General features: G+C 56.3%; 21 protein-coding genes, 1 tRNA gene and 2 pseudogenes. 11 read left to right on the top strand and 13 right to left on the bottom strand.

The annotated features are described in order from the left end of the window. Positions 1-27: 27 nt before the first annotated feature. From ACPT9Q_RS06485 to phrB, 9 genes are all read left to right on the top strand, one after another. Positions 28-810 carry an AAA family ATPase gene (locus ACPT9Q_RS06485; protein WP_017873082.1) on the top strand — a complete coding sequence of 261 codons (783 nt, stop codon included), beginning with the start codon at positions 28-30 and terminating at the stop codon, positions 808-810. Further along, the gene (locus ACPT9Q_RS06480; protein WP_427365304.1) at positions 788-1,612 is read left to right on the top strand and encodes a ParB/RepB/Spo0J family partition protein; all 825 of its coding nucleotides are present in this window, start codon (positions 788-790) and stop codon (positions 1,610-1,612) included. Before ACPT9Q_RS06485 ends, ACPT9Q_RS06480 begins: the two co-directional genes overlap by 23 nt. 12 nt (positions 1,613-1,624) lie before the next feature. After that, positions 1,625-2,665, top strand: a complete 1,041-nt coding sequence (locus ACPT9Q_RS06475; RefSeq protein WP_427365303.1) for a peptidoglycan DD-metalloendopeptidase family protein — start codon at positions 1,625-1,627, stop codon at positions 2,663-2,665. A gap of 67 nt (positions 2,666-2,732) precedes the next feature. Then, a complete protein-coding gene (locus ACPT9Q_RS06470) occupies positions 2,733-3,215 on the top strand; it encodes a hypothetical protein (RefSeq protein WP_427365302.1) in 483 nt (160 codons plus the stop codon). Positions 3,216-3,225: 10 nt separating this feature from the next. Next, complete coding sequence (locus tag ACPT9Q_RS06465; RefSeq protein ID WP_427365301.1) at positions 3,226-4,269, top strand: SIS domain-containing protein; 1,044 nt, start codon at positions 3,226-3,228, stop codon at positions 4,267-4,269. 2 nt (positions 4,270-4,271) lie between these two features. After that, the gene (locus ACPT9Q_RS06460) at positions 4,272-5,207 is read left to right on the top strand and encodes a PfkB family carbohydrate kinase (protein WP_017873768.1); all 936 of its coding nucleotides are present in this window, start codon (positions 4,272-4,274) and stop codon (positions 5,205-5,207) included. Then, positions 5,204-5,563 (top strand): hypothetical protein, encoded by a 360-nt coding sequence (locus ACPT9Q_RS06455; RefSeq protein ID WP_017873769.1) that lies wholly within the window; start codon positions 5,204-5,206, stop codon positions 5,561-5,563. Before ACPT9Q_RS06460 ends, ACPT9Q_RS06455 begins: the two co-directional genes overlap by 4 nt. Beyond that, positions 5,563-7,209 carry an ABC1 kinase family protein gene (locus ACPT9Q_RS06450; RefSeq protein ID WP_427365300.1) on the top strand — a complete coding sequence of 549 codons (1,647 nt, stop codon included), beginning with the start codon at positions 5,563-5,565 and terminating at the stop codon, positions 7,207-7,209. The genes ACPT9Q_RS06455 and ACPT9Q_RS06450 overlap by 1 nt, the downstream gene beginning before the upstream one ends. 9 nt (positions 7,210-7,218) lie before the next feature. Continuing rightward, positions 7,219-8,568: a deoxyribodipyrimidine photo-lyase gene (gene phrB / locus ACPT9Q_RS06445; RefSeq protein WP_427365299.1), complete on the top strand. Its 1,350-nt coding sequence runs from the start codon at positions 7,219-7,221 to the stop codon at positions 8,566-8,568. Here phrB and ACPT9Q_RS06440 read toward each other — a convergent pair. The 11 genes and pseudogenes from ACPT9Q_RS06440 to ACPT9Q_RS06390 form a co-directional block, all read right to left on the bottom strand. Beyond that, positions 8,555-8,875, bottom strand: coding sequence for a heavy metal-binding domain-containing protein (locus ACPT9Q_RS06440; protein ID WP_017873772.1), 321 nt, complete (start codon positions 8,873-8,875; stop codon positions 8,555-8,557). The two genes, phrB and ACPT9Q_RS06440, sit on opposite strands and share 14 nt — an antisense overlap. A 230-nt stretch (positions 8,876-9,105) precedes the next feature. Next, positions 9,106-9,196: transfer RNA gene (locus tag ACPT9Q_RS06435), tRNA-Ser, on the bottom strand. A 57-nt stretch (positions 9,197-9,253) separates the two neighbouring features. Next, entirely contained in the window at positions 9,254-9,697 is a 444-nt protein-coding gene (locus ACPT9Q_RS06430; protein ID WP_427365298.1) for an integrase core domain-containing protein, read from the bottom strand. A 242-nt stretch (positions 9,698-9,939) separates the two neighbouring features. Next, positions 9,940-10,206: pseudogene (locus tag ACPT9Q_RS06425) on the bottom strand (helix-turn-helix domain-containing protein); the annotation flags it as partial. Positions 10,207-11,230: 1,024 nt separating this feature from the next. After that, complete coding sequence (locus ACPT9Q_RS06420) at positions 11,231-12,556, bottom strand: sugar transferase (RefSeq protein ID WP_427365297.1); 1,326 nt, start codon at positions 12,554-12,556, stop codon at positions 11,231-11,233. 93 nt (positions 12,557-12,649) lie between these two features. After that, entirely contained in the window at positions 12,650-13,171 is a 522-nt protein-coding gene (locus ACPT9Q_RS06415; RefSeq protein ID WP_427365296.1) for a hypothetical protein, read from the bottom strand. Between the two features lie 550 nt (positions 13,172-13,721). Then, positions 13,722-15,014 (bottom strand): ATP-binding protein, encoded by a 1,293-nt coding sequence (locus ACPT9Q_RS06410; protein ID WP_427365295.1) that lies wholly within the window; start codon positions 15,012-15,014, stop codon positions 13,722-13,724. 605 nt (positions 15,015-15,619) lie between these two features. Continuing rightward, on the bottom strand, positions 15,620-15,964 hold the full coding sequence (locus tag ACPT9Q_RS06405; RefSeq protein WP_427365294.1) for a nucleotidyltransferase domain-containing protein: 345 nt from the start codon (positions 15,962-15,964) through the stop codon (positions 15,620-15,622). Further along, positions 15,927-16,334: a HEPN domain-containing protein gene (locus ACPT9Q_RS06400; protein WP_427365293.1), complete on the bottom strand. Its 408-nt coding sequence runs from the start codon at positions 16,332-16,334 to the stop codon at positions 15,927-15,929. The genes ACPT9Q_RS06405 and ACPT9Q_RS06400 overlap by 38 nt, the downstream gene beginning before the upstream one ends. Before the next feature lie 968 nt (positions 16,335-17,302). Next, positions 17,303-17,651 (bottom strand): annotated as a pseudogene (mazF, locus tag ACPT9Q_RS06395) (endoribonuclease MazF). Continuing rightward, positions 17,645-17,872: an AbrB/MazE/SpoVT family DNA-binding domain-containing protein gene (locus tag ACPT9Q_RS06390; protein WP_427365292.1), complete on the bottom strand. Its 228-nt coding sequence runs from the start codon at positions 17,870-17,872 to the stop codon at positions 17,645-17,647. Before ACPT9Q_RS06390 ends, mazF begins: the two are co-directional and overlap by 7 nt. A gap of 480 nt (positions 17,873-18,352) precedes the next feature. Between ACPT9Q_RS06390 and ACPT9Q_RS06385 the strand changes: the two genes are divergently transcribed. Both ACPT9Q_RS06385 and ACPT9Q_RS06380 read left to right on the top strand, forming a co-directional pair. Continuing rightward, positions 18,353-18,586, top strand: coding sequence for a type II toxin-antitoxin system Phd/YefM family antitoxin (locus ACPT9Q_RS06385; RefSeq protein WP_427365291.1), 234 nt, complete (start codon positions 18,353-18,355; stop codon positions 18,584-18,586). Beyond that, positions 18,583-19,032, top strand: coding sequence for a putative toxin-antitoxin system toxin component, PIN family (locus tag ACPT9Q_RS06380; protein WP_427365290.1), 450 nt, complete (start codon positions 18,583-18,585; stop codon positions 19,030-19,032). Before ACPT9Q_RS06385 ends, ACPT9Q_RS06380 begins: the two co-directional genes overlap by 4 nt. Positions 19,033-20,008: 976 nt before the next feature. Here ACPT9Q_RS06380 and ACPT9Q_RS06375 read toward each other — a convergent pair. Next, positions 20,009-20,242, bottom strand: coding sequence for a type II toxin-antitoxin system HicA family toxin (locus ACPT9Q_RS06375; protein ID WP_427365289.1), 234 nt, complete (start codon positions 20,240-20,242; stop codon positions 20,009-20,011). Beyond that, entirely contained in the window at positions 20,239-20,451 is a 213-nt protein-coding gene (locus tag ACPT9Q_RS06370; protein WP_427365288.1) for a type II toxin-antitoxin system HicB family antitoxin, read from the bottom strand. The genes ACPT9Q_RS06375 and ACPT9Q_RS06370 overlap by 4 nt, the downstream gene beginning before the upstream one ends. Positions 20,452-20,912 lie beyond the last annotated feature (461 nt).

The raw sequence follows: 20,912 nt of genomic DNA, 5'->3' as shown, positions 1-20,912 counted from the left end.
AAACTTTGTGTTACAATAGGAACGCCTATGGGGACAGCAGTTGCAGTGGCCAATCAAAAAGGCGGCGTGGGGAAGACGACAACCTGCGTGAACCTGGGGGCGTGCCTTGCCGAGCGGGGGGAACAGGTGCTCATCGTGGATATCGACCCTCAGGGGAACGCCACAAGCGGCCTGGGCATTGAGCGGAGAACCCTCACCCAGTGCGTGTACGACCTCCTCATCAACGGCGTGGAAGCGGGAGAGCTCCTCAAGGAGACCGAGGTCCAGGGCCTCTGGCTTCTGCCTGCCACGATCCGCCTGGCAGGAGGAGAGGTGGAACTCGCCACCCTGCCCAACCGGGAGACCCGTCTCAAGGAAGGACTCAAGCACCTTGTGCCGAGCTTTGACTGGATTCTCGTGGACTGTCCTCCTTCTTTAGGATTGCTCACCATCAACGCCCTGACTTTTGCCCATGCCGTTCTTGTCCCCATCCAGTGCGAGTACTACGCCCTTGAGGGGCTGGGTCAGCTCATGACCACCATCACCATGGTCCGGAGCGCCTTAAACCCCCGCCTTGAGCTTCTGGGGGTGCTCCTCACGATGTTCGACCCCCGCACCAACCTCTCCCAGCAGGTGGTGGACGAGGTGCGAAGGGTCTTCCAGGAAAAGGTCTTTCGTTCTATCATCCCCCGGAGCGTCCGCCTGAGCGAAGCCCCAAGCTACGGGAAACCCATCACGCTCTATGAAGGAACCTCAAAGGGGGCTCAGGCGTACCGGGAACTTGCTGAGGAGGTTCTGGAGAGGGTCCATGACAAAGCGTGGTCTCGGTAAAGGACTTGAGGCACTCATCCCGGGAGCTGGGCTTTTTGGGAACCGCACCATCCAGGAGGTTGACATCGAAAAACTCCACAAAAGCGACCTCCAGCCCCGCACCCATATGGATGAGGAACGGCTTGAAGAACTCGCCGAGTCCATCCGCCAGCACGGGATCCTCCAGCCAATTCTTGTGCGCAAAAGCCCTGAGGGCTTTGAGATCATCGCCGGAGAACGGCGCTGGAGAGCAGCCAAAAAAGCAGGGCTCAGGACCGTCCCGGTGATTGTCGAAGAGGTTGATGAAGAGAAAAAGCTTGAGCTTGCCCTCGTCGAGAACCTCCAGCGGGAAGACCTAAACCCCATGGAACTTGCCCGGGGGATCAAAAGGCTCATGGAGCGCTTCGGGCTCACCCAGGAAGAAGTCGCCGAACGCCTGGGGAAAAAGCGTCCTACGGTAGCCAACATCCTCCGGCTCCTTGAGCTCCCCGAGGATATCCAGAAGCTCGTGGAAGAGGGAACCCTCTCTTTAGGGCACGCTAAGGCTCTCCTTGGACTTCCTGAAAAAGAACAGCGAGCCCTTCTTGAGGAAATCCTCAGCCGGTCGCTCTCTGTGCGGGACACCGAGCAACTCACCCGCCAGAAGAAAGCGCGGGAAACGATGCCTGCAAAACCTCCCCAAAGCGAAGAGGCGCACATCGAAAACCTCCTCACCCACTACCTCGGTACCCGGGTCCGGGTGGGGAAAGGAAAAATCACCATTGCGTACCGTGACCTTGACGACCTCAAAAGGCTTTACGCACTCATTGCGCGGGCAGAATAAGGAGGGGTAAGGGTGAAGCGTCACCTCACGGTATTCTGGATCAGTCCCCTGCGGGGGCAGATGCGGCGTCTGCACCTGCGGTGGCAGACACTCCTTCTTGGATTCGTCATCCTCTGCGTAGGTATCGGCCTTGGCATCGGGGGCGTCCTCTGGTACCAGTCCCGGATGAAGCGGGAACTCTTCGCCACCATGGCGAGAATCGAGGAAATGCGGAAAAATCTCATGGTCCTTGAGGCCCAGAAAAAGGAACAGGAAGCGAGGATCGAGCACCTCACAAAGGAAGCGGAAAACGTGCTCAACGAGCTCAACAACCTCCGGGAGCTCGAACAGAAGGTGCGGGAGGTCATGGAAAAGAGCCTTCAATCTCAGCTCAAAAGGCTTGGGGTGAACCTGTCGCTCTCAACGAATGAAGTACAGACCTGTATTCCCCTGCACCGTTTCCTTGCGGGGCTCTTCCTTGCTCCCCAGGAGGGCGCAGGAGGACCGGAACTCGCTGCTTTCATTCCTCTCCCCTCGCAGACGCTCCTTCCACCGGTCACCCCTCAGGACCTTACCACCCGTGCGCTTGAGGATACCCTCATCTGGCTTCGAGGGGAGATTCTTTTGCGGCGAAAGGCCTTTGAGGAAATCCTGGATCTTGCGCAGAAGAGAGACCGGATCCTCGAAGTCGTTCCCTCCCGCTGGCCCACCTGGGGAAGAGTCTCCTCAAACTACGGCTGGCGGCGGGACCCCTTCACTGGCCGCCGGGCCTGGCATACCGGCGTGGACATTGCCGCCCCGCTGGGGCGAAGCGTTGTGGCTGCTGCCGAAGGTCGGGTGGTCTTTACGGGGTGGAACGGCAATTACGGCAAGTGCATCATCATTCGCCACGACTTTGGGTTTGAGACAGTCTACGGGCACCTCTCAAAAATCCTTGTGAACGTCGGTGACCGGGTGAAGAAGGCGCAGAAAATTGGAGAAGTTGGGAATACTGGCCGGAGCACCGGCCCACACCTTCACTATGAGGTTCGCCGCTACGGCAAGGTCGTGAATCCCTGGCCCCATCTCCCCTGAGGGGAACAGGCGCTTTTCCATGAAAGTATTGGAATGAAAAAGACACTCGCGAAGGAGGCGAAAGGGAATGCGGAAGTTCATCGTCCTCTGCCTTGTCGCTGTGCTCATTTCCGGAAGCGTCGCTTTCGCTGCAGTGGAAAAGGTGAAGGTCAGAAAGATTGACATCCTGAAAGTTCAGAACGTCCCCGAAGTTCGGGTGGAACTCGAGGTCCAGGGAAGCGGCACCATCTTCGTCCAGGCCTCAACCGACTACGACAAGTACACCTACGTCACCGAACCCGTGACCCTTGAGATTTCCTCACCTCAACCCTTCTTCGTTCTCCGCTTCCCTAAAGGAGACTTTCGTCGGGTGAACCTCCTTGAGAACCTCAGCGAGGAAATCCCCGAATTCGCCGAAGGGAAAAAGGTCGTGGTGTACGTGTACGAGGCAAAGTACACTTCTTCTGAGGGGCAACCCGAGGACATCAAGCAGGACATTGCCAGGTACGGGTATGCCCTGCGAGGGGTTCTTGCCAAAGGGACAAAGGAAATCCAGCTTGCCAGGAAATGAGGGAAATGCCATGAACCAGCTCTACCGGGAAATTGCCGAACAGCCTGAGGTCTTCCGCCGTATCGCCACAACCTACGTGAACGAGGAAACCTTTGTGTCCTGGTATGAGGACCACCCGGGAACCATCTACCTCACGGGGATGGGGAGCTCCCTCTTTGCTGCCTATCCCGCCTACCTCTACCTCCTCTCCCGGGGGTTCCCGGTGGTGTACATCGACGCTTCAGAGCTCCTCCACTACGGCCTTCAGGGAATACGGGACGTCGATACCCTGGTGCTTCTCTCGCAGTCGGGAGAGTCCTACGAGGTCCTTGAGATCCTCAACCGCCTGACTTCCCGCCCGAAGACCCTGGCCTTCACCGCTTCACCAAAGAGTACCCTTGCCCGAAGGGTCACGAAAGCCATCGACATTTTAAGCGGCACAGAATACGCCGTTACCGCCACGAAAACCCATACCGCAACACTCGTTACTCTCAACCTCTGGGCCATGGCCCAGGCAAAAGATAAAGCAACCTTCCTCCACGCTTCTTTAGACCTTGAGCTCCTTGCAGAAGAGGCTGAACGCCTCATCGGGACTTCCCCTGAGTGGACCAAGAAAACGCTCAAAAGCCTCGAGTTTGCCCAGGGGGCAGAAACCAGGGTCCTCATCGCCCGGGGGCCTGCACTGAGCGCGGCCTGGCACGGGTGTCTCCTCATGTACGAGTGCGCCAAGGAGACGTTTCTGAGTTTCTCCGGGGGACAATTCCGCCACGGCCCCCTGGAGCTTGCCGTAAAGACCATGTTCGCTATTGTTCTTGCCCTTCCCGGGAAGACCCAGGAACTCCTGGTCCGTCTGGCAGAAGAGCTTGCCGGGCGGGGCGTGGGGGTGCTCCTTGTGGGCGCAACGCTTGAAGAGCGGTACAACCTCAAGGTCCTTCCGCTGCACTTCCCGAACGAATACTTCGCTCCTGCACTCTCGGTCATTCCCATTATGCTCCTCGCCTACACCATGGCCGAAGAAAAGGGGATAGAGCCGGGGAAGGCTTTTCTCATCCAGAAAACGACTCTGAGGGAGTAGCCATGCCAAAGGTCTTTGTGGTGGGGAACGTGAGCCTTGACCTTGTCCTTGGGGGTATCCCCGACTACCCCGACTGGGGGACGGAGGTGCTCATCCCCGGCTATGTCATGCGCCCCGGGGGAGCGGCGAGCAACGCTTCCCTTGCGCTTGCGGCTTTAGGGGTCCCAACCTTCATCGTCGCCACGGTGGGGAAAGACTCCCTGGGAGAAGAGATCCGGAACCACTTTGTGAAAGCAGGCATCCGGGTGGACTTCCTTTCCTTTTGTCCCACAAGGCAAACGGCTATCTCCGTGGGAGTGACGAATGCCCAGACCAAAGAGCGGAGTTTCCTCACAGACCTCGGAGCCCAGGAATGCCTGTCACGAGAGCACCTGGAGGCGATATCTCCCCTCCTTGAGGAGAGAGACTTCCTGCTTCTTTGCGGGTACTTCCTCTCACCAGGACTCAGGGTCCCGGAGGTCAGAAACGTCCTTTCAGGTTTTGGGCAGCGGGGTGTCACGATGCTCTTTGATACGGGTTGGCCCACCGAAGGCTGGACCGAAGATGTGCGGGAGGAAATCCGGACCCTCCTTCCCCTCTTTGACTACTTCCTTCCCAACGAAAAGGAGCTTGAAGGTGCAGGAGGGAGAGACATTGCGCTTCTTCCCCGCAAGGGAACCATCGTCAAGCAGGGTGAGCGAGGGTGCACCGCCTACACCAGGGACGGGGTGTTTTCTGCAGCTACCCTCCAGGTTTCTGTGACCGATACCGTGGGTGCAGGAGACTACTTCAATGCCGGCTTCATTTTTGGGCTCCTTGAAGGATACCCTCTCCCCCTTTCCCTGCGCTGTGCAACCACCGTGGCTGCCCTCAACATCTCCACATCCCCTGAGAGGAACAACCTGGCAACAAGGAACACCCTCACCACCATGCTCTTTCCGGGAGGGGTGCCCCGGTGAACCTCCCCCTTCCCCGGGATGTTGCTCCGGGTGTGCGGCTTACTGCCTGGCGCATTGTGGAGTTCTCCTTTCAAGCACTTGAGGGACAGGACAAAGGGGGGTTTGACGTGTACCCGGAAATCCGGGTGACGAAAAACTCCCAGGGACAAAACGAGGGTCGTCTCCTCCTAACCATGAACTTTTTTGGGGAAGGACCGCAGGGTTTCACTGTTCACCTCGTGGCAGAGGCAAAGTTCGCCGGGGAAGACCTTGAGGCGGAGAAATTCGCAAGCATCTGCCGTACCCAGGGGGCGGCACTCCTTGTGCCTCCCCTGCGCCAGTTCGTTCAGGAGTTCTTAAGCCGGGTGTACTCCTGATGCTCCATCGCTTGCCCTTTCGCCATACCCGCCGCCTCCGCCGGATCCTCACCACCTTCTCCCGCTACGGTTTCCCGCTCCTTTCCAGAAGGTTCCCTCTCCTGGAGCGCCTGGGCTTTCTGGTCTCCCGGGAGGCTCTGAAACATCCGCCTCAGGAGAACCTCCGCCGGATTTTCGAGGAACTCGGGCCCACCTTCATCAAAATCGGCCAGATTTTGAGCACCCGACTTGATCTCCTCCCTGAGGAGTACTGCCGGGAACTCCGCAAACTCCAGGACCAGGCACCTCCTGTCGCGTTTCCTGATATTCGCAGGGTGCTTGAGGAGGAGTTCCGGGTTCCTTTAGAAAAGGTCTTTCGCTTTTTCGATCCTGAACCTCTTGCCTCGGCCTCCATCGCCCAGGTCCACCGGGCAGAGCTCCCTGACGGGACCCGGGTAGCAGTGAAGGTGCAAAAACCAGAAACGGAGCAGACCATCCTTGAGGACCTTGAAATCCTCGAGAGCCTTCTTCATCTTGCCGACCGCATGCATGTTCTCGAGGAAGGTATTCCGGTAGAGGAACTGTTCCTGGAGTTTCGCAAACACCTCCTGCGGGAGCTTGATTTCCTCGCCGAAGCCCAGAACATGCGCCGGTTCCGGGAGAACTTCGCCCACTTCCCCGGTGTGACCATCCCCCGGGTGTTCCCCTCCTACTGCACGAAGAGAGTCCTCGTGAGCGAACTCATCGAGGGCATTCCCCTCACGCACCTTGACACTCAAGCTTTGCAGGAAGAAGAGCGAAAAGCCTTAGCCGAACGGGGAGTGGAGGCCATCCTCAAGATGGTTTTCGAGGACGGATTCTTCCACGCCGACCCTCATCCGGGGAACATTCTCCTTCGCCTGCCCGAGCAGGATCTCGTCTTCCTGGACTTTGGGACCGTGGGGGTGGTGGACCGGAAGACAAGGGAAACCATGGTACGGCTGCTCCTCGCCCTCCTTGAGAAGGACACCGAACGGGTGGTGGAACTCCTTGAGGAGGAACTCCTCCTTGCCCCTCTCTCCTCACCCCTTGCCCTGCGCCTGGACCTGAGTGAGGTCCTTGAGCGGTACATCGCCCTGAACCTAAAGGAGATTCGCTTAGAGAGTGTGGTGCACGAGTTCTTTTACCTGGCGAGGAAACACCGCCTCCGTTTCCCCTCGCACCTTGCCATCCTCCTGCGTGCCCTGGTGGTGGCAGAGGGAACAGGGCTTCTCCTTGATCCCGCTTTCAACGTCTTTCCTCAACTTGAGGGGGCCCTGCGGCGTTTCCTCCTTGAGTCCATGCGCCCAGAAGAGGTCCTGAGGCGCCTTGAGGAGTACGTCCTCGACTGGAAAGATCTCCTCGAAAACCTCCCCCACCGACTGGACCAGCTCCTCACCCACGCACTCTCGGGGAGAATCCGTCTCCAGGCGGAAAGCCAGGATTTCAGAGAGATGAACCGGCGCATTGAGCGCATGAGCACTCGCCTTTCCCTGAGCGTGATTCTGGGCTCGCTCCTTGTGGGGTCCTCCCTCATCTACACCAACTACCCCTATTCACGGGTTTTAGGGATTCTCGGCATCCTCGGGTTTGCCGCCGCCGCTTTCCTGGGAGTTCTCCTTGTCGTCGAAATGCTGAGCCACAGGTAGTGGTGTCCTATGGACAGAAGAAGGGTGCGGCTGGTCAAAGCGGGAAGGAGAAGAAAAGGACCCATCCTCTACTGGATGCAGCGAGAGCAAAGAGTCCGGGAGAACTGGGCGCTGTACTTTGCCCTTGTGCTTGCAAAAGAAAGCGATGTTCCGCTTTACGTTTGCTTCAACCTCGTGCCCGATTTCCTCGGGGCCCTGCCCCGGGCGTACCTATTTATGCTTGAGGGCCTGCGGGAGGTTGAGGGGGAACTCGCCGAGCTCCACATCCCCTTTGTGTTCCTTCGGGGTCAGCCAAAAAACACCATCCCGGACCTTGTCCGTGACCTCGAAGTTTCAGTTCTTGTTATGGACTTCAACCCTCTGAAAATTGTTCGGGCCTGGAAAAGAGAGGTTTTGGAACACCTCACAGCCACCGTGTTTGAGGTCGACGCAAGAAACGTCGTCCCCGTCTGGGTGACCTCGCCAAAGAAAGAGTACGGGGCCTTCACCATCCGCCGGAAAATCCACCGCCACCTCCCGGAATTCCTGGAAGAATTCCCAAAGCTTGGGAAACAGCCTTTCCGGGGGGTTACCCACCGGGCCTGCGACTGGGAGAGGCTCTTCCTTGAGCTTTTCCCCGAAAAGCCCAAACTCCCCTGCACCCCGGGGTACACCGCAGGAATGCGTATGCTACGGGAGTTCCTTGAGGAACGCCTCCCCCACTACGCCGAAAAACGGAACGACCCGGCAGTTCTTGCCACCTCCCTCCTCTCCCCCTACCTCCACTTCGGACAGATTTCGGCCCAAAAGGTGGCGCGAGAAGTGCTGAGATTTCGGGAAAAATACTCAGAGAGCGTGGATGCCTTCCTCGAACAGCTCATCGTGCGTCGGGAACTTGCCGAGAACTTCTGCACTTACGAGGAACACTACGACACTCCTTTGGGGTTCCCCCGCTGGGCTCAGGAGACCCTCAAAGCCCACAGGACCGACAACCGACCGTACCTTTATACCCTTGAAGAGCTTGAGAGCGCCAAAACCCACGACCCCCTCTGGAACGCCGCCCAGAGGGAGCTCCTTTCTGCAGGGAGAATCCACAACTACGTGCGGATGTACTGGGCAAAGAAAATCCTCGAGTGGTCGGAGAACGAAGAAGAAGCGCTCCGGCGGGCCATTGACCTCAACGACCGGTACGCCCTCGACGGGCGGGACCCCAACGGGTACACCGGGATCGCCTGGGCCACAGGGGGCGTGCACGATCGGCCCTTCCCGGAGCGGGAAATCTTCGGCAAAGTCCGCCCCATGACCCTTGAACAGTGTGCCCGGAAGTTCAGCGTGGAGAAGTACATCGCACGGGTTGAGGACCTTTCTAAGGATTCCTGAACCTCACCGCCGTCCCATAGGCAATGATTTCTGCCGCCCCGCTCATGACCAAGCTTGTCGCAAGACGCACTCCCAAAACGGCATCAGCCCCGAGTTTCCTCGCTTCTTCCACCATCCGCTCAAGGGCAATCTTCCGTGCTGCCGCAAGCATCTCGGTGTACTCTTTGATTTCTCCTCCCACCAGGGTCCGCAGAGCGGCCACGATGTCTTTCCCGAGCCAGCGGGCACGAATGGTGCTTCCGCAGACCACCCCAAGCACTTCCTGGACCTCTTTCCCGGGAATGGACTCAAGAGTCGAGAGGAGCATCTTCCCACCTCCTTCGTGTACTCTGGGGGTATTATACCTTTTTGGGGCCGTATGGAGGCCAGAAGGCAAGGTAAACTCAAGCGATAGAACACCGGGCACCTTCCTGAGAGGAAAAACGGCTCAAGGGACATCGAAAGAACCCGGCAAGGCTTTGTTCGGCAATCCTCGCAGAGGGGTTTCTTTTTCTTTAGGGCGGTGGCCCAGCAAGAGGGGAAGTGCTTCAAAAACCCTGGCGGAGGGGGTGGGACTCGAACCCACATTGCCCGTCGAGGGCGTACCGGTTTTCAAGACCGGCTCCTTAGCCAGTTCGGACACCCCTCCTCGGGGAAAATTATACTGGCTCTTCTGTACTCTCGCAACCCACTGTATAGGTCCACATCATGTGGGACACTCAACAAGTCCAGTGTCTCTCAGGTACTCCCAGGGACTCCTGTACCCCAAGCTCCAGTGTGGTCTTTTCCTATTGTACACCTCTTCCGTCCACCTTTTAAGGTGGAACCTCATGGTTGCAAGATCTACTTCATCCTCATAGTGCGCCCAGAACTCCTCCCGGAAGGTCCGGTTGAGCCGTTCCACCATCCCATTGAGCTTGGGAGACCTTGGAGGAAGGACGAAGAGCTTGATACCGTATTCCTTACAGGCCTTCTCAAACTCCCCATAGAATTCACTTCCTCCATCTACCTGAATAGCCCGCACCGGAAAGGGGCACTTCCTGAGGAGTTCCTCGAGGAACACCCTGGCGAGGTTGGCCGTGGCTTGAGAATGGAGGGAGGAATAGGCCCACCTGGAGATAAGATCTCCGGCGGTAAATTGCTTATACACCTTTCCAGGAAGGGGACGGATGTCCAGAGTATCGATGGCGGCAAGATCCCGGGGGATTCCACCTCGTAGTCTTTGGGTTTTCTCTGGGCATGGGGTCTCTGGTGTCCCCTTCTATTCCCTGTGACAGAAACCTTCCTCGGTTTCTCTCCCTCTCTCAAAAGACCCCGGGCCTTGAGAGATTTGAGGATCCTCCCCACGGTGGAGGAAGAAGCGGTGAAACCCTCTTTCCTGAGGAGGACGGTGAGCTTCCCTTTCCCCAGGAAGGGGAATTCCTCCCGGAGTCTTTGAATCCGTTCCACAAGCTCTGAGGTCCACTGAGGCTTCCGGACCTTTTTGGGTCTTCTGGACCTTCCTTCCAGGCTTTGGAGGTTTCTGGGGTTGAACTTTTTCTTCCACCGGTAGTATGTACTCCGAGCTATTCCGTACCTCCGGCAGGTGACGGCCACAGGGTGGGGGCTGAGCAAAGTCGAGGACTTCAAGGCGAATTCTGGCTTTTTTGGAGAGTCCATGGATTCTAGCGAGCTTAGCAATGGAGCTTCCATGGGGGAAGCTCACCAGGTGCAGGATCTCCAGAATATGCCGATAGACTTTTTGCTCCCTTTGTGCTACTCTTCATGTAGGTGCAGGGCCTCCCTTCTCTTAGGGTTTTCGACACCGAGTTAGGATACAGGGTCCTGCACCTTTTTGTCTACCCTACCTGTTGCAGATCTCTGTGAACCTATCCACCGGTGTCTTTAAGCTCCCGCTAAGGCTTCGGTGGGGGTCTTTTGCGGCATCACACGGTTTCAGGTCCACCTTGTCACGGGGGTACTCTGCAAGGAATCTTTTGAGCTTTTCGGCCCTCAGTGCCTCCCAAACCAAGAGCGTCTGTTTTCCTGAAGGAAACCCGGAAAGGCCACCTGATAACTGCACTCAGTAAACCCCTGCGCCAGACCTTTGCCATCTCAAGGAGCGGGTTCCCCACATCCCCGCTCAGAACGAAAAAGAGGCTTTCCCTTAAAGGGCCTGATTTTGGACATAGAACATTGCGAGATCGTGGTTTCGTTTCCGAAGCAGTCTTCTTTTCCCTCCATTCGTGGAAATACGGGACTGCTTCGTCACTTCGTTCCTCGCAGTGACAGAGAAAGAAATCCTCGCAGTGACAAAAAGAAACCCTCACAGTGGTAGGGAAAAGAGTCGCAGTGACCTTTCATTTGTCACTGCGAGGTCGAAGTATCGCCTCCGAAGCAGTCTCTGAGACTGCTTTGCCTACAACGGCAGAGAAAACACTGCCGGATTGTTTTGCTTCCTCCTTGTAGTGACAAATAAGGGGGTTTGCGCCGTGGCCTTTTCCCATTACTCTTCCACCACGAAGTGGTAAGGAATCGGGGTTGAGACTGCTCTACCAGAAGACACCACAGGGCTCGCAACGGCTCTCCTGCCGTTATAGAGGCTGCAAAACCCCAAAGCAAGACCTGGGGCTCACAGACGACGCGGGAAAGGAGAAACTTACGACCCCGTAGCAGCAAAACAGGACGGTGCACCCAGAGAGACTCAGTGGGCGCCCTTGCCAAGGAGCATAACGAGGAAGGTTCGACCAAGAATCTCGAAATCCAGGCTCAGCGAGAGATTACGCAGGTAGTACAGATCGTACTCAAGCTTTTCCCAGACTGTCTCCGGCCCCTCATCGTATCTTCCCCGCACCTGAGCCCATCCGGTGATTCCCGGCTTCACGAGGAGGCGTATTTCATAATAGGGAATGAGCTTTTTCCACCGCTCGACGAATTCCGGACGCTCCGGCCGGGGACCCACAAGGCTCATCTCCCCCCGAAGGACATTCAGAAGCTGCGGGAGCTCGTCAAGGCGAGTCCGGCGGAGAATCCTCCCCACCCGGGTGACGCGGGGGTCGTTTTTCTGAGCGAGAACCGCTCCGGTTGTTTTCTCCGCGTCAGGGACCATGGTACGGAACTTGCATAAACGGAAAACCTGGCCATCTTTTCCCACCCGCTTTTGCCAGTAGAAAACCGGACCCGGAGAATCGAGGTAGATAAGGAGTGCAAGAAGGCCAAAGAAAGGAGCAAGGAGCACTAGGAGAATTCCGGCCACTACCCGGTCCAGGGCGTACTTGAGCGGTAGGTACGAATTGTCCCTGACCATCTGCTCATAGTTTAAGAGATCCGCCAGGGTGAGTTTAATCTGGCCCCGGTGCTCCTCAAAGAAGGCCAGAGCCTCCCGAGTCCCCCAATCAATACCCTCTTCACGGAGGAGAACTGCTGCCTTTTCTCGCTCTTCAGGCTCAAGGAGCAGAAGTACCCGGTCGATATTGAGGTCCTGGACGATACGCCGGAGGTACTTCCGGAGCTCCTCCTCTCCCAGGGTATCAATATCAGTCCCCCCAACCACCACCCCGGAAGAGGTATTTCTCTTTCGGAGGTCCTCAAAGAGCTTTCTCCCCCTCTCCCCCCGGTAGAGGACAAAGAACCGTTCGTCTCGCCACTTTCTGAAAAGAGGAAGGCGGAGGACAAAGAAGCAGAAAAAACTCACGAGGATCCAGAGGAGAATCACCAGGCGAGGGAAAAAGAATGCCCGAAGGTAGAAAAGAGCCGCGGTAAAGACGAAAAAGGTGAGTACACCCGAGGTCACAAGGCGGGAAAAACCAAAAGAGGCCGATCGAGAACGCCTGGAGTACATGCCAAGAAGGGCGTGGAGAAAGACCTGAAGGAGGGGAGCAACAAAGAGCCATCGGAAGGACAAAGCGAAAGCCCGAAGGACGGCCACGTCTCCCTTGAGTAAGAAATGGAGCCAGAAAGCCCCAAAAAGCGAGCAAAGCCCAGCAAGATAGTCGAAGAGGGGAAGGTATCTCTGCCCGGCTGTCGTCATGAACAACCCCTCAAGGCAAAACCTCGCCTTTACCCATTATACCCCAAAAGATGGCACAGGTAAGCCCCTGGAAAAACCGAAAAGAAAGCTCGATTAAAATGATACCTCAACGAGCCTCTGGGCTTCTCTCAGGACCTCAGGGGAAGAAAAAGGATCCCGGCAGGAGCGGATGGCTCCCTCCACAAGGCCCACAAAGGACTCCGGAGGAAGGAAATGGGGGATGTCCCGGATGTAGACTGCCTGGGGATAAAGCCTGTGGGCCGCTTCATAAATGAGAACCTGTGCGGTGGTGTAGGCAGTGATCTCCCCAAGGTCGTTGAGGGTGTCCCTCTGCAGGGGATGGAATCCCCCTGCAAGCTGCACGTTCTTCCACCTGATGTACACAAGGCAGGAAGAGCCAGAAAAGGAGGGAAGGGAGAACTCTCCGTTTTCACCGAGAAAACCCCGGAAGACCTCTCCCCTCTCGTTATACGCAAGAACCACTCCCGCCTCAGGGAAAACCGCCTCGCAGGAAGGGAGCACCACCCTTCCTCTCACCCCGCATCCTCCCGGGGTTCCAAAAGACGGACCCTGAAGACACCCCCCAAGAAAAGGCACAAGGAGAAAAAGAAGCATCGCAACCCTCATACCAGAGAGATTACCTGGGACTCAAGAAATTTTCCATAGGAAAAAGGGACTATTTTGGGCGAGAACAAGGCCCAGATTGATTTTTCCGCCATTGCAGGTTCTGAATTTTTCGGGTGAAGCAACCTCTGGGGTTACCCCGCTTACAGTGACTCTTCCTGTGCGTCATCATGTTGCAGGGTCGAATCTTTTTTTCCCAGGGTGTGAGGCTGCTTCGTCACTTCGCTCCTCGCAGTGACCTTTTATTTGTCACTGCGAGGTCGTAGTATCGTTTCCGAAGCAGTCTCAGAGGTTTCCTGCTGCTTCGCGGTTTCGGAAGGACCAAAGAAGGGGCCACTGCGAGGTCGTAGTCTCGTCTCCGAAGCAGTCCCTTCTCTCAGAGAGAATGAGGTTCTCCACCACCCCACAACCCGGGATAATACGGGGCAAAAAGAACCGCTGCATGAGGATAGAGGCATCCCTGCAACGCCTGGAGGAAAAGCCTGAGCAAGATACGTCCTCATGGTGCGGGAACGCACCACCAGGCCACACCGCTTCAAGCTCAGGGGAACCCCCGCAGGAAGAACTCACAGGCGGGGATAACCTTCACGGTGATGTCACCGTCCAGTTTGAACTCCCCCCGCTCATCAAAAGAGAGGATATACCCCTCCTTAAGCCCAAGAACCCGGCAGGCTTCTTTAAGGCCTGCAAGTTCCCGCTTTGCAACCTCCTTGTTCCCCAGAGAGAAACACACCTGGATGGCGACCTTTCCATCGAGGATGAAATCGCACTCTTTTTGCTCCTTGAAGCACACAAGCTCCCGGGAGGACCTCAGAAGTTCCAGGAAAACGGCGTTCTCCAGGAGAACCCCTGCGCCTTCCTGGAGAAAGCGTATCCCCCGCAAAAGTCCAGTATCGATGAGGTAGACCTTCTTCTCCGCAAGTTCGGATTTCACTAAAGACCGGTAGTGCTTCCGGAGCAGCTTCACGAAGTAGGCGCTTTCGGCAAAATCAAGATACGCATAGAGGGTGTCCTTGCCCACTTTGATACCCTGGGACCTGAGTTCATTGTAAATTTTGTGCACCGAAAGGAACTTCCCGGAGTTCTCCGCCACCCGCTTCAGGAAGTACTTGAGCACCAGAGTGTCCCGGACCTGGTACCGCTCGGCGATATCCCGATAGAGCATCACTTCAAAGTACTCCTGGAGGGTCCGTACTTTCAGTTCCTCCTTGAGCAGAGCCACCTCCGGAAATCCCCCAAATTCTAAGTACTCCCGGAAAAGCTGTATCGCCCTGGCCCGCCTTGGGGAGCTATAGAAATCTCGCTCCGGGTCGAAATCAAACCCCTTAAACCGCAGGAATTCCCTGAAACTCAGGGGCAAAAGCTCGTAGTTGACGGTCCTTCCCCGGAGTGCTGTGGCAATCTCCCGGGAGAGGAGCCTCGAGTTTGAACCGGTGATGAAGACGTTCCGGCTCACGCTGTCGTAGAGACGGCGCACGAACTTTTCCCATCCGGCGACATTCTGGACCTCGTCGAGGAAAAAGTAGCAATCCGCCAGGTCGAGGTCCGGGTAGAGTTCCCGGTAAGCCTGGAGGATAAAGTCGAGTACATGGACGTCAAGGTCCACCCGCTCGTCCTCGAAGTTCAGGTAGAGTACCCGCCGCACATCAATGCCCCTCCTGAGAAGGTCCTTTACATGCTGGAAGAGGAGATAAGTCTTCCCCGCCCTCCTTGGCCCCACCACAGAGATGATTTTCCCGGAGCCAAAGGGCAGCTCCAGGTCTCGCTCTATGAGGTCTGGCAGCTTCCCGGTGTGGAACTCGTAAATGATGGACTTCAGGGTATCCTTCACCATGGCAGGGAAATTCTAATCCAAAGCTTTCCTTCCGTCAAGGAAAATTCTGAGACTGCTTCGTCGCTTTCGCTCCTCGCAGTGACCCTTTCTTTGTCACTGCGAGGTCGCAGTTTCGTTTCCAAAGCAGTCTCGACTGCCAGAGGTCATTGCGAGCCTCGTTTTTTCGTTTGGCGAAGCAATCTCAAAAAGTCCCACCCAGGAGTACAAGATTGCTTCGCTTCGCTCGCAACGGCGAAAAATACTGCCGGATTGCTTCGCTTCGCTCGCAACGGCAAAAAATACCGTCGGGTTGCTTCAGGCCTTCGGCCCTCGCAACGACAAACAAAAAGAATCACTGCGAGGTCGTCGTTTCGTTTCCGAAGCAGTCTCTCCTCTCCCCACCTCGTGGAAATGCGAGACCGCTTCGTCGCTTCGCTCCTCGCGGTGACAAAGTATGGGGGTCACTGCGAGGTCGTCTTTGTGTCTCCGAAGCAGCATCAAAAGCACCCCAGAACTACGGGGTTGCTTTGGGCCTTCGGCCCTCGCAACGACAAGAGGGGGAAGTCACTGCGGGGTCGCAGTTTCGTCTCCGAAGCAGTCTCACGTAGCCGGACAATCCCCATACCTCATGACCCATCCTGCACTCTCTTCCGCGTAAAGAGGACAATGCCGGTCCTTAAGGCCTCTTTCGCCAGAGGAACGTGGAGCTCGTCCCTGGTGTACGGGAAGACGTCCACCGGAAAGCCAAGCCGGATTCTGGTCAGCCACTCCCCGATGCGCTCAAGGAACGGTTTGTCACTCCAAGCAAGGACAATGAGCAGGTCGGCATCACTTCCCGGCAGTGCCCGCCCTTGAGCCAGAGAACCGAAAAGCACGATTTGCTCAACCTCTGGGTTTTCTTCCCCCAGGCGCTGTGCCTCCCTCGTTAAAGCCTCAAGGAGTTCTCTCTCCTCCAGCCAGAAGACCTTCACAGAACCCGAGGATTCTTCGCGCACAAAGGATGGCATGGTGCGCCTCCTTTTCGGTGAAGTACTCCATGGGGCTACCCTCACTGAAACCGTTGGGATATCGGGATGGGATGTAAAAGCGGTCAAGGACACGGGCACATTCCAGGAGTTCCTCGCTAACCGTTACTTTCTTCCCCAGGATTTTTAGGAGTTCACTCAGAGAATGACCGAGGACAACAGCGTGCATCTTCTGGAAAACGGCCTTCAGGGCTTTCTCGGCGCCTTGCTGGGCAGCAAAGCAGGCCCACTCGTAGAAGCCCGCTTGTGCCATCGCCTCGGCCACTTCGCAGTCCCGCTTTGCCTGCTTCCACCAGTCGGCACTTCGCTCGGGCACGGATAGCTCTCCTTACCAAAAACTTCCCGACTTTCCGCAACCCCAGGTCTTCTCGCTCCTACCGCTTCGATTATACCACTTCGCCCGGCTCCTACCTGAGTTCTTCTCCCAAACCACGAGAAGCACCCACCGGCTCCCGGTCTCTATGGTGATCAACGGAGAGACGTTGCTTAAGACCATGTATCGCCCTCAGGACAATCACAAAGCCAGACCGCCTTGAGCTTTCGGCCCCCGCAAGGACTATTTCCCATCACCGCAAGGCCGTCGTTTCGTCTCCGAAGCAATCTCGCCTTCCGCCTTTTGGGCGGCCATTGTGAGCCCCGTTTGTTCGTTTGGCGAAGCAGTCTCAAAGCCGGATTGCTTCGGGGCTTCGCCCCTCGCAATGACCGGCGAAGGCGTCACTGCGAGGTCGCAGTTTCGCCTCCGAAGCAGCCTCACTTTCCTTCGTCTCATTGAAAAATACGGGACTGCTTCGTCGCTTCGCTCCTCGCAGTGACCTTTTCTTTGTCACTGCGAGGTCGTAGTGTCGTTTCCGAAGCAGTCTCGCTTTCCGTCCCCCAGGCTGGTCATTGCGAGCCTCGTTTGTTCGTTGAGCGAAGCAATCTCAGATTGCTTCGCTTCGCTCGCAACGGCGAAAAATACTGCCGGATTGCTTCGCTTCGCTCGCAATGACCCACAAAGGTCACTGCGAGGTCGTCGTTTCGTTTCCGAAGCAGTCTCGCCTTTTTCAGCTTCTTCGGTGTTCACGCGAACCAGAACTATGAGGTTGCTTCGTCACTTCGTTCCTCGCAGTGACAGGCTGAGAGTCACTGCGAGCTCGTAGTTTCGTCTGCAAAGCGACCCCAAAGCCGGATTGTCCTGAAAGCTTTGTCCCTTTGCAAGCATAGAGAAAACCCCAGAGACGAGAGGCACATTCCTACGGTAGTACAAAGGAGCCCAGGTGATGGAAGATCCCGCAGCACGGCGAGTCAGTCCGTAAGGAGTAACCGGACTTTTTGCAGGACTTCCGCAATGACCTCCTTCGGCAGCGAAGCGATGTACTCTGCTTACTGTTCCTGCCAGTCGAGGCTCTTCATCTGATCAGAGAGGATGACCCCGCGAACCGGAAGAGCAGGTGGAAGGACAACCTCAAAAGGATAACCTTTACGTTTTGAAGTTACCGGGCAAAACAGGGCCAGACCTACTTTCTCGTTGTACGCCCGGGGGGGAGAGCACCACAGCCGGTCGCCGCCCGGACTGCTCGTGCCCACTCTGGGGGGTAAACTGCAACCAGACAAGATCACCCCTCTCCGGGACGTATCGTTTTTCCCTTACCATGCCTCCCGTCCCCGGGGCTTCCTGGTGTCAACTTCCTGGTGGAGATTTTCAGGGGTGACTTCGGCAAGAAGCGTCTCCAGAGTGGAGATTTTCTTTATGAGAAGTTTCCCCTCCCAGAGCTCAAAATCGACCTCGGTCCCCTCGGCAAGGCCAAGGCGTTCGGCGAAAATCTTAGGGATGTGAACCTCGAGGCTATTTCCCCACTTCCTGACGCGCACCATGTGCGTCCTCCTCATGTGGGATATACCAGGTATATCCTGGTGACTGCCGTTTTGCAACCTGGGGCCAGGCGCCGGAAAACCAAAATTGCTTTTCCAGCGTCCTGCTCTATTCCCGGATTCCACCTGGTGATGAAGCAGGGAAAAAGAAAAGCCCACCGTATAGCTCAGCTTGCTCTGGATTTGCCTCCACAACGACCTCTCCAGCACACCGCTATGAACCTTGTCTGCTCTTTGAGAAAGCAATTCTGAGACTGCACCGCTTGCAACGATCCCTCAACCTGCCACTGCAAGCCGCGGCATCGTCCCGAAGCAGTTTTTCCTCTTTGAAAAGGACCGAGCAACAAAGGAGGCCAGTGTGGGAAACGCCGGAATGGTAGTCACAAAGGGCCTACACAGCCCGGAAAGTGCACAGCCGGGTCACACCGGCCGGTTTTGAGTCACAGTGTGGTATAATGGGGAGCAGAAAGGTGAGGAAGTCCTATGCCTCGGCTCATCAGTGTGCGTGATTTTCGACAGCGCATGAAGGAAATCCTGGGGAATGAAGAGGTCATCGTCACCAGAGACGGGGTACCGGTGGCCCGGGTGGTTCCCCTTGACCCTGTAGAGCGCTTTGCGATGTTCCTCGAAGGGGTGAGGAAGAGCTTCGAGGAAGCAGGCCTTGATGATGCTGAAATCCAGGCAATGTACCGCAAGGCCCGAGGAAAGGCGTCTTGAAAGTTGTCCTCGATGCCAACGTCTTCATCGCCGCGCTCCTCAAAAACGGAGGCACTGCCTTCCAGGCCATGAGTATTGCCCTGCGGGAATACGAGGTCCTTGTGCCGGAGCAATTCATCAGGGATCTCTACTCCTTTCTGCAACAGGCAAAGAAAAAGGGTGTGAAGACCAGCCCTGAGGACTTCCTCAAAGAAATCGCCCATCTCCAGGACAAAGGCGTCATCAGGGTCGTCAAAACGTGTGGCTCCCTTTCCATTTCTCCCCATGAGGCAGACAATCACTATATCGAGGCAGCTGTGGAGCACCAGGCTTCGGTAATCCTGAGTGGCGATGCAGACCTCAACGTTAGAGAAGTTCGAGAAAAGGTCCATGAGGAGTATGGGATCACCATCTTCCCTCCCCATGAGTTCCTGGAATGGCACAGAACGCGGCATACCTCACGCTGAGGCCGCCCGGGCTTTCGTAAAAGCTTTGCCCATCTTGCGCTGTGACGAGACTGCTCCTTGCCCACTTCTTTGTTACTGTGAGGTCGTAGTTTCGCTCTTTTCTTGTGTCACTGCGAGCTCATTTTTTGCCCCTTTTCTTTTGTCACTGCGAGGTCGTAGTATCGTCTCCGAAGCAGTCTCGCTTTTTTTCGCTTCTTCGGTGTTTACGTGAACCAGAACTATGAGGTTGCTTCGTCACTTCGTTCCTCGCAACGGCGGGAAATACGTCCGCCGACTTTCGCTTCGTCGCTTCGCTCCTCGCAGTGACAAAGGCAAGGTGTCACTGCGAGGTCGTATCGCCTCCGAAGCAGTCTCAGAGATTGCTTCGCTTCGCTCGCAACGGCGAAAAATACTGCCGGATTGCTTCGGAGGGCTTTGCCCCCTCGCAGTGACCCCCATTGCGTCGCCGCGAGGTCGTCGTTTCGTCTCCGAAGCAGTCTCACCTTTTTGCTCCGACAAGGGAGTGTCACTGCGAGCTCGTAGTATCGTCTGCGAAGCAGTCTCGCTTTTCGCCCAAGGGCTGTCACTGCGAGGTCGTAGTGTCGTTTCCGAAGCAGTCTCGCTTTTCGTTCCCCAGGCTGGTCATTGCGAGCCTCGCTTTTTCGTTTGGCGAAGCAATCTCCTCTCTCACCCTGTGGGAATACGAGACTGCTTCGCTCCGCTCGCAGTGACAACAAAAAGGCGAAGCAATCTCACTTTTCGCGATTGTGAGGCTGCTTTGCCTCAGCGACAAAAGGGGTTACTTCGAAGTCATAACTTTACTCCTTTCCTCATTTCTCACGGACACAAGAAGGGCTTCGAAACACTGGTATCCGGAGAAAAGCCAACAGAAAAACTCACACAGGAGGTCTGGGTAGAGAAGCACCCCTTTCCCAACGTGTTACCGCAGCTTTACAAAGGAGGGCTCAGGAAAAACCGAAGCGGCCTTTCTGGATTATCAGCCCAGGAAATAACCCTGGTAATCCGTTAGAGAAATTCCGGCTTCACGCAGGATTTTCCTTAAAAGACCTATCCCCAGAGTCTCACCCCTGTGAACGGGAACAACCACTATCTTCCCGGCGGCGTTCCTCAAAACGTGGTGGCTTCCCTTCACCCTCACCACAGCAAAACTCCTATCCTGCAGGAATCGCAGAAGCTCCTCACCGGAGACCCTCGGAAGCCTGGGGCTCAAACCTTTACCTTCTGCACACCCACAAATTCAATATGCGTTTCCGTCTCCCCTTCCCCCAGTGCCTCGAGGTAGGCTGCTATAGCTTCCCTGGTTCGTTCCATGAGTTCATCCAGAGTCCTCCCCTGGGAGTGGCAGCCGGGCAGCTCCACCACCGTAGACACAAACCAGCCGTCTTCGTCTTTCTCGATAACCACCGTGAACTCCCTCATGCCCCATCTCCTCTTTTTGCTACGTAAACCAGCTATAGTCTACCACAGCTACCACCAGAGAGGTTCCCCACCCCGAACTGACCTTAGGAGCCTTGCCCCGAAGCTCTCCTGGGGAAGAGCAAGCCTCTACATCACCCTGCATGTACTCCGGGTTTTCCAGGAAAACGGGATTGCTTCGCTTGCAATGACCCACAAAAGGAGTCACTGCGAGCTCGGAGTTTCGTCTCCGGAGCAGTCTCTGAGATTCCTCGCCGCTTTGCCGCTCGGAATGACCGGTCAAAGGAGTCACCGCGAGGTCGTATATTCGTTTCCGAAGCAGTCTCGTTTTTTTGCCCCAACAAGAGGGTGTCACTGCGAGCTCGTAGTATCGCTTGCGAAGCAGTCTCATTTCCTGTAGCCCTGGGACCGCTTCGTCACTCCGTTCCTCGCGGTGACAGAAAAGAAGGACTCGCAGTGACCTC

This window comes from Candidatus Caldatribacterium saccharofermentans (assembly GCF_050267035.1).
Lineage (GTDB): Bacteria > Atribacterota > Atribacteria > Atribacterales > Caldatribacteriaceae > Caldatribacterium > Caldatribacterium saccharofermentans.
This window is presented reverse-complemented; position numbering and strand designations above follow the sequence as displayed.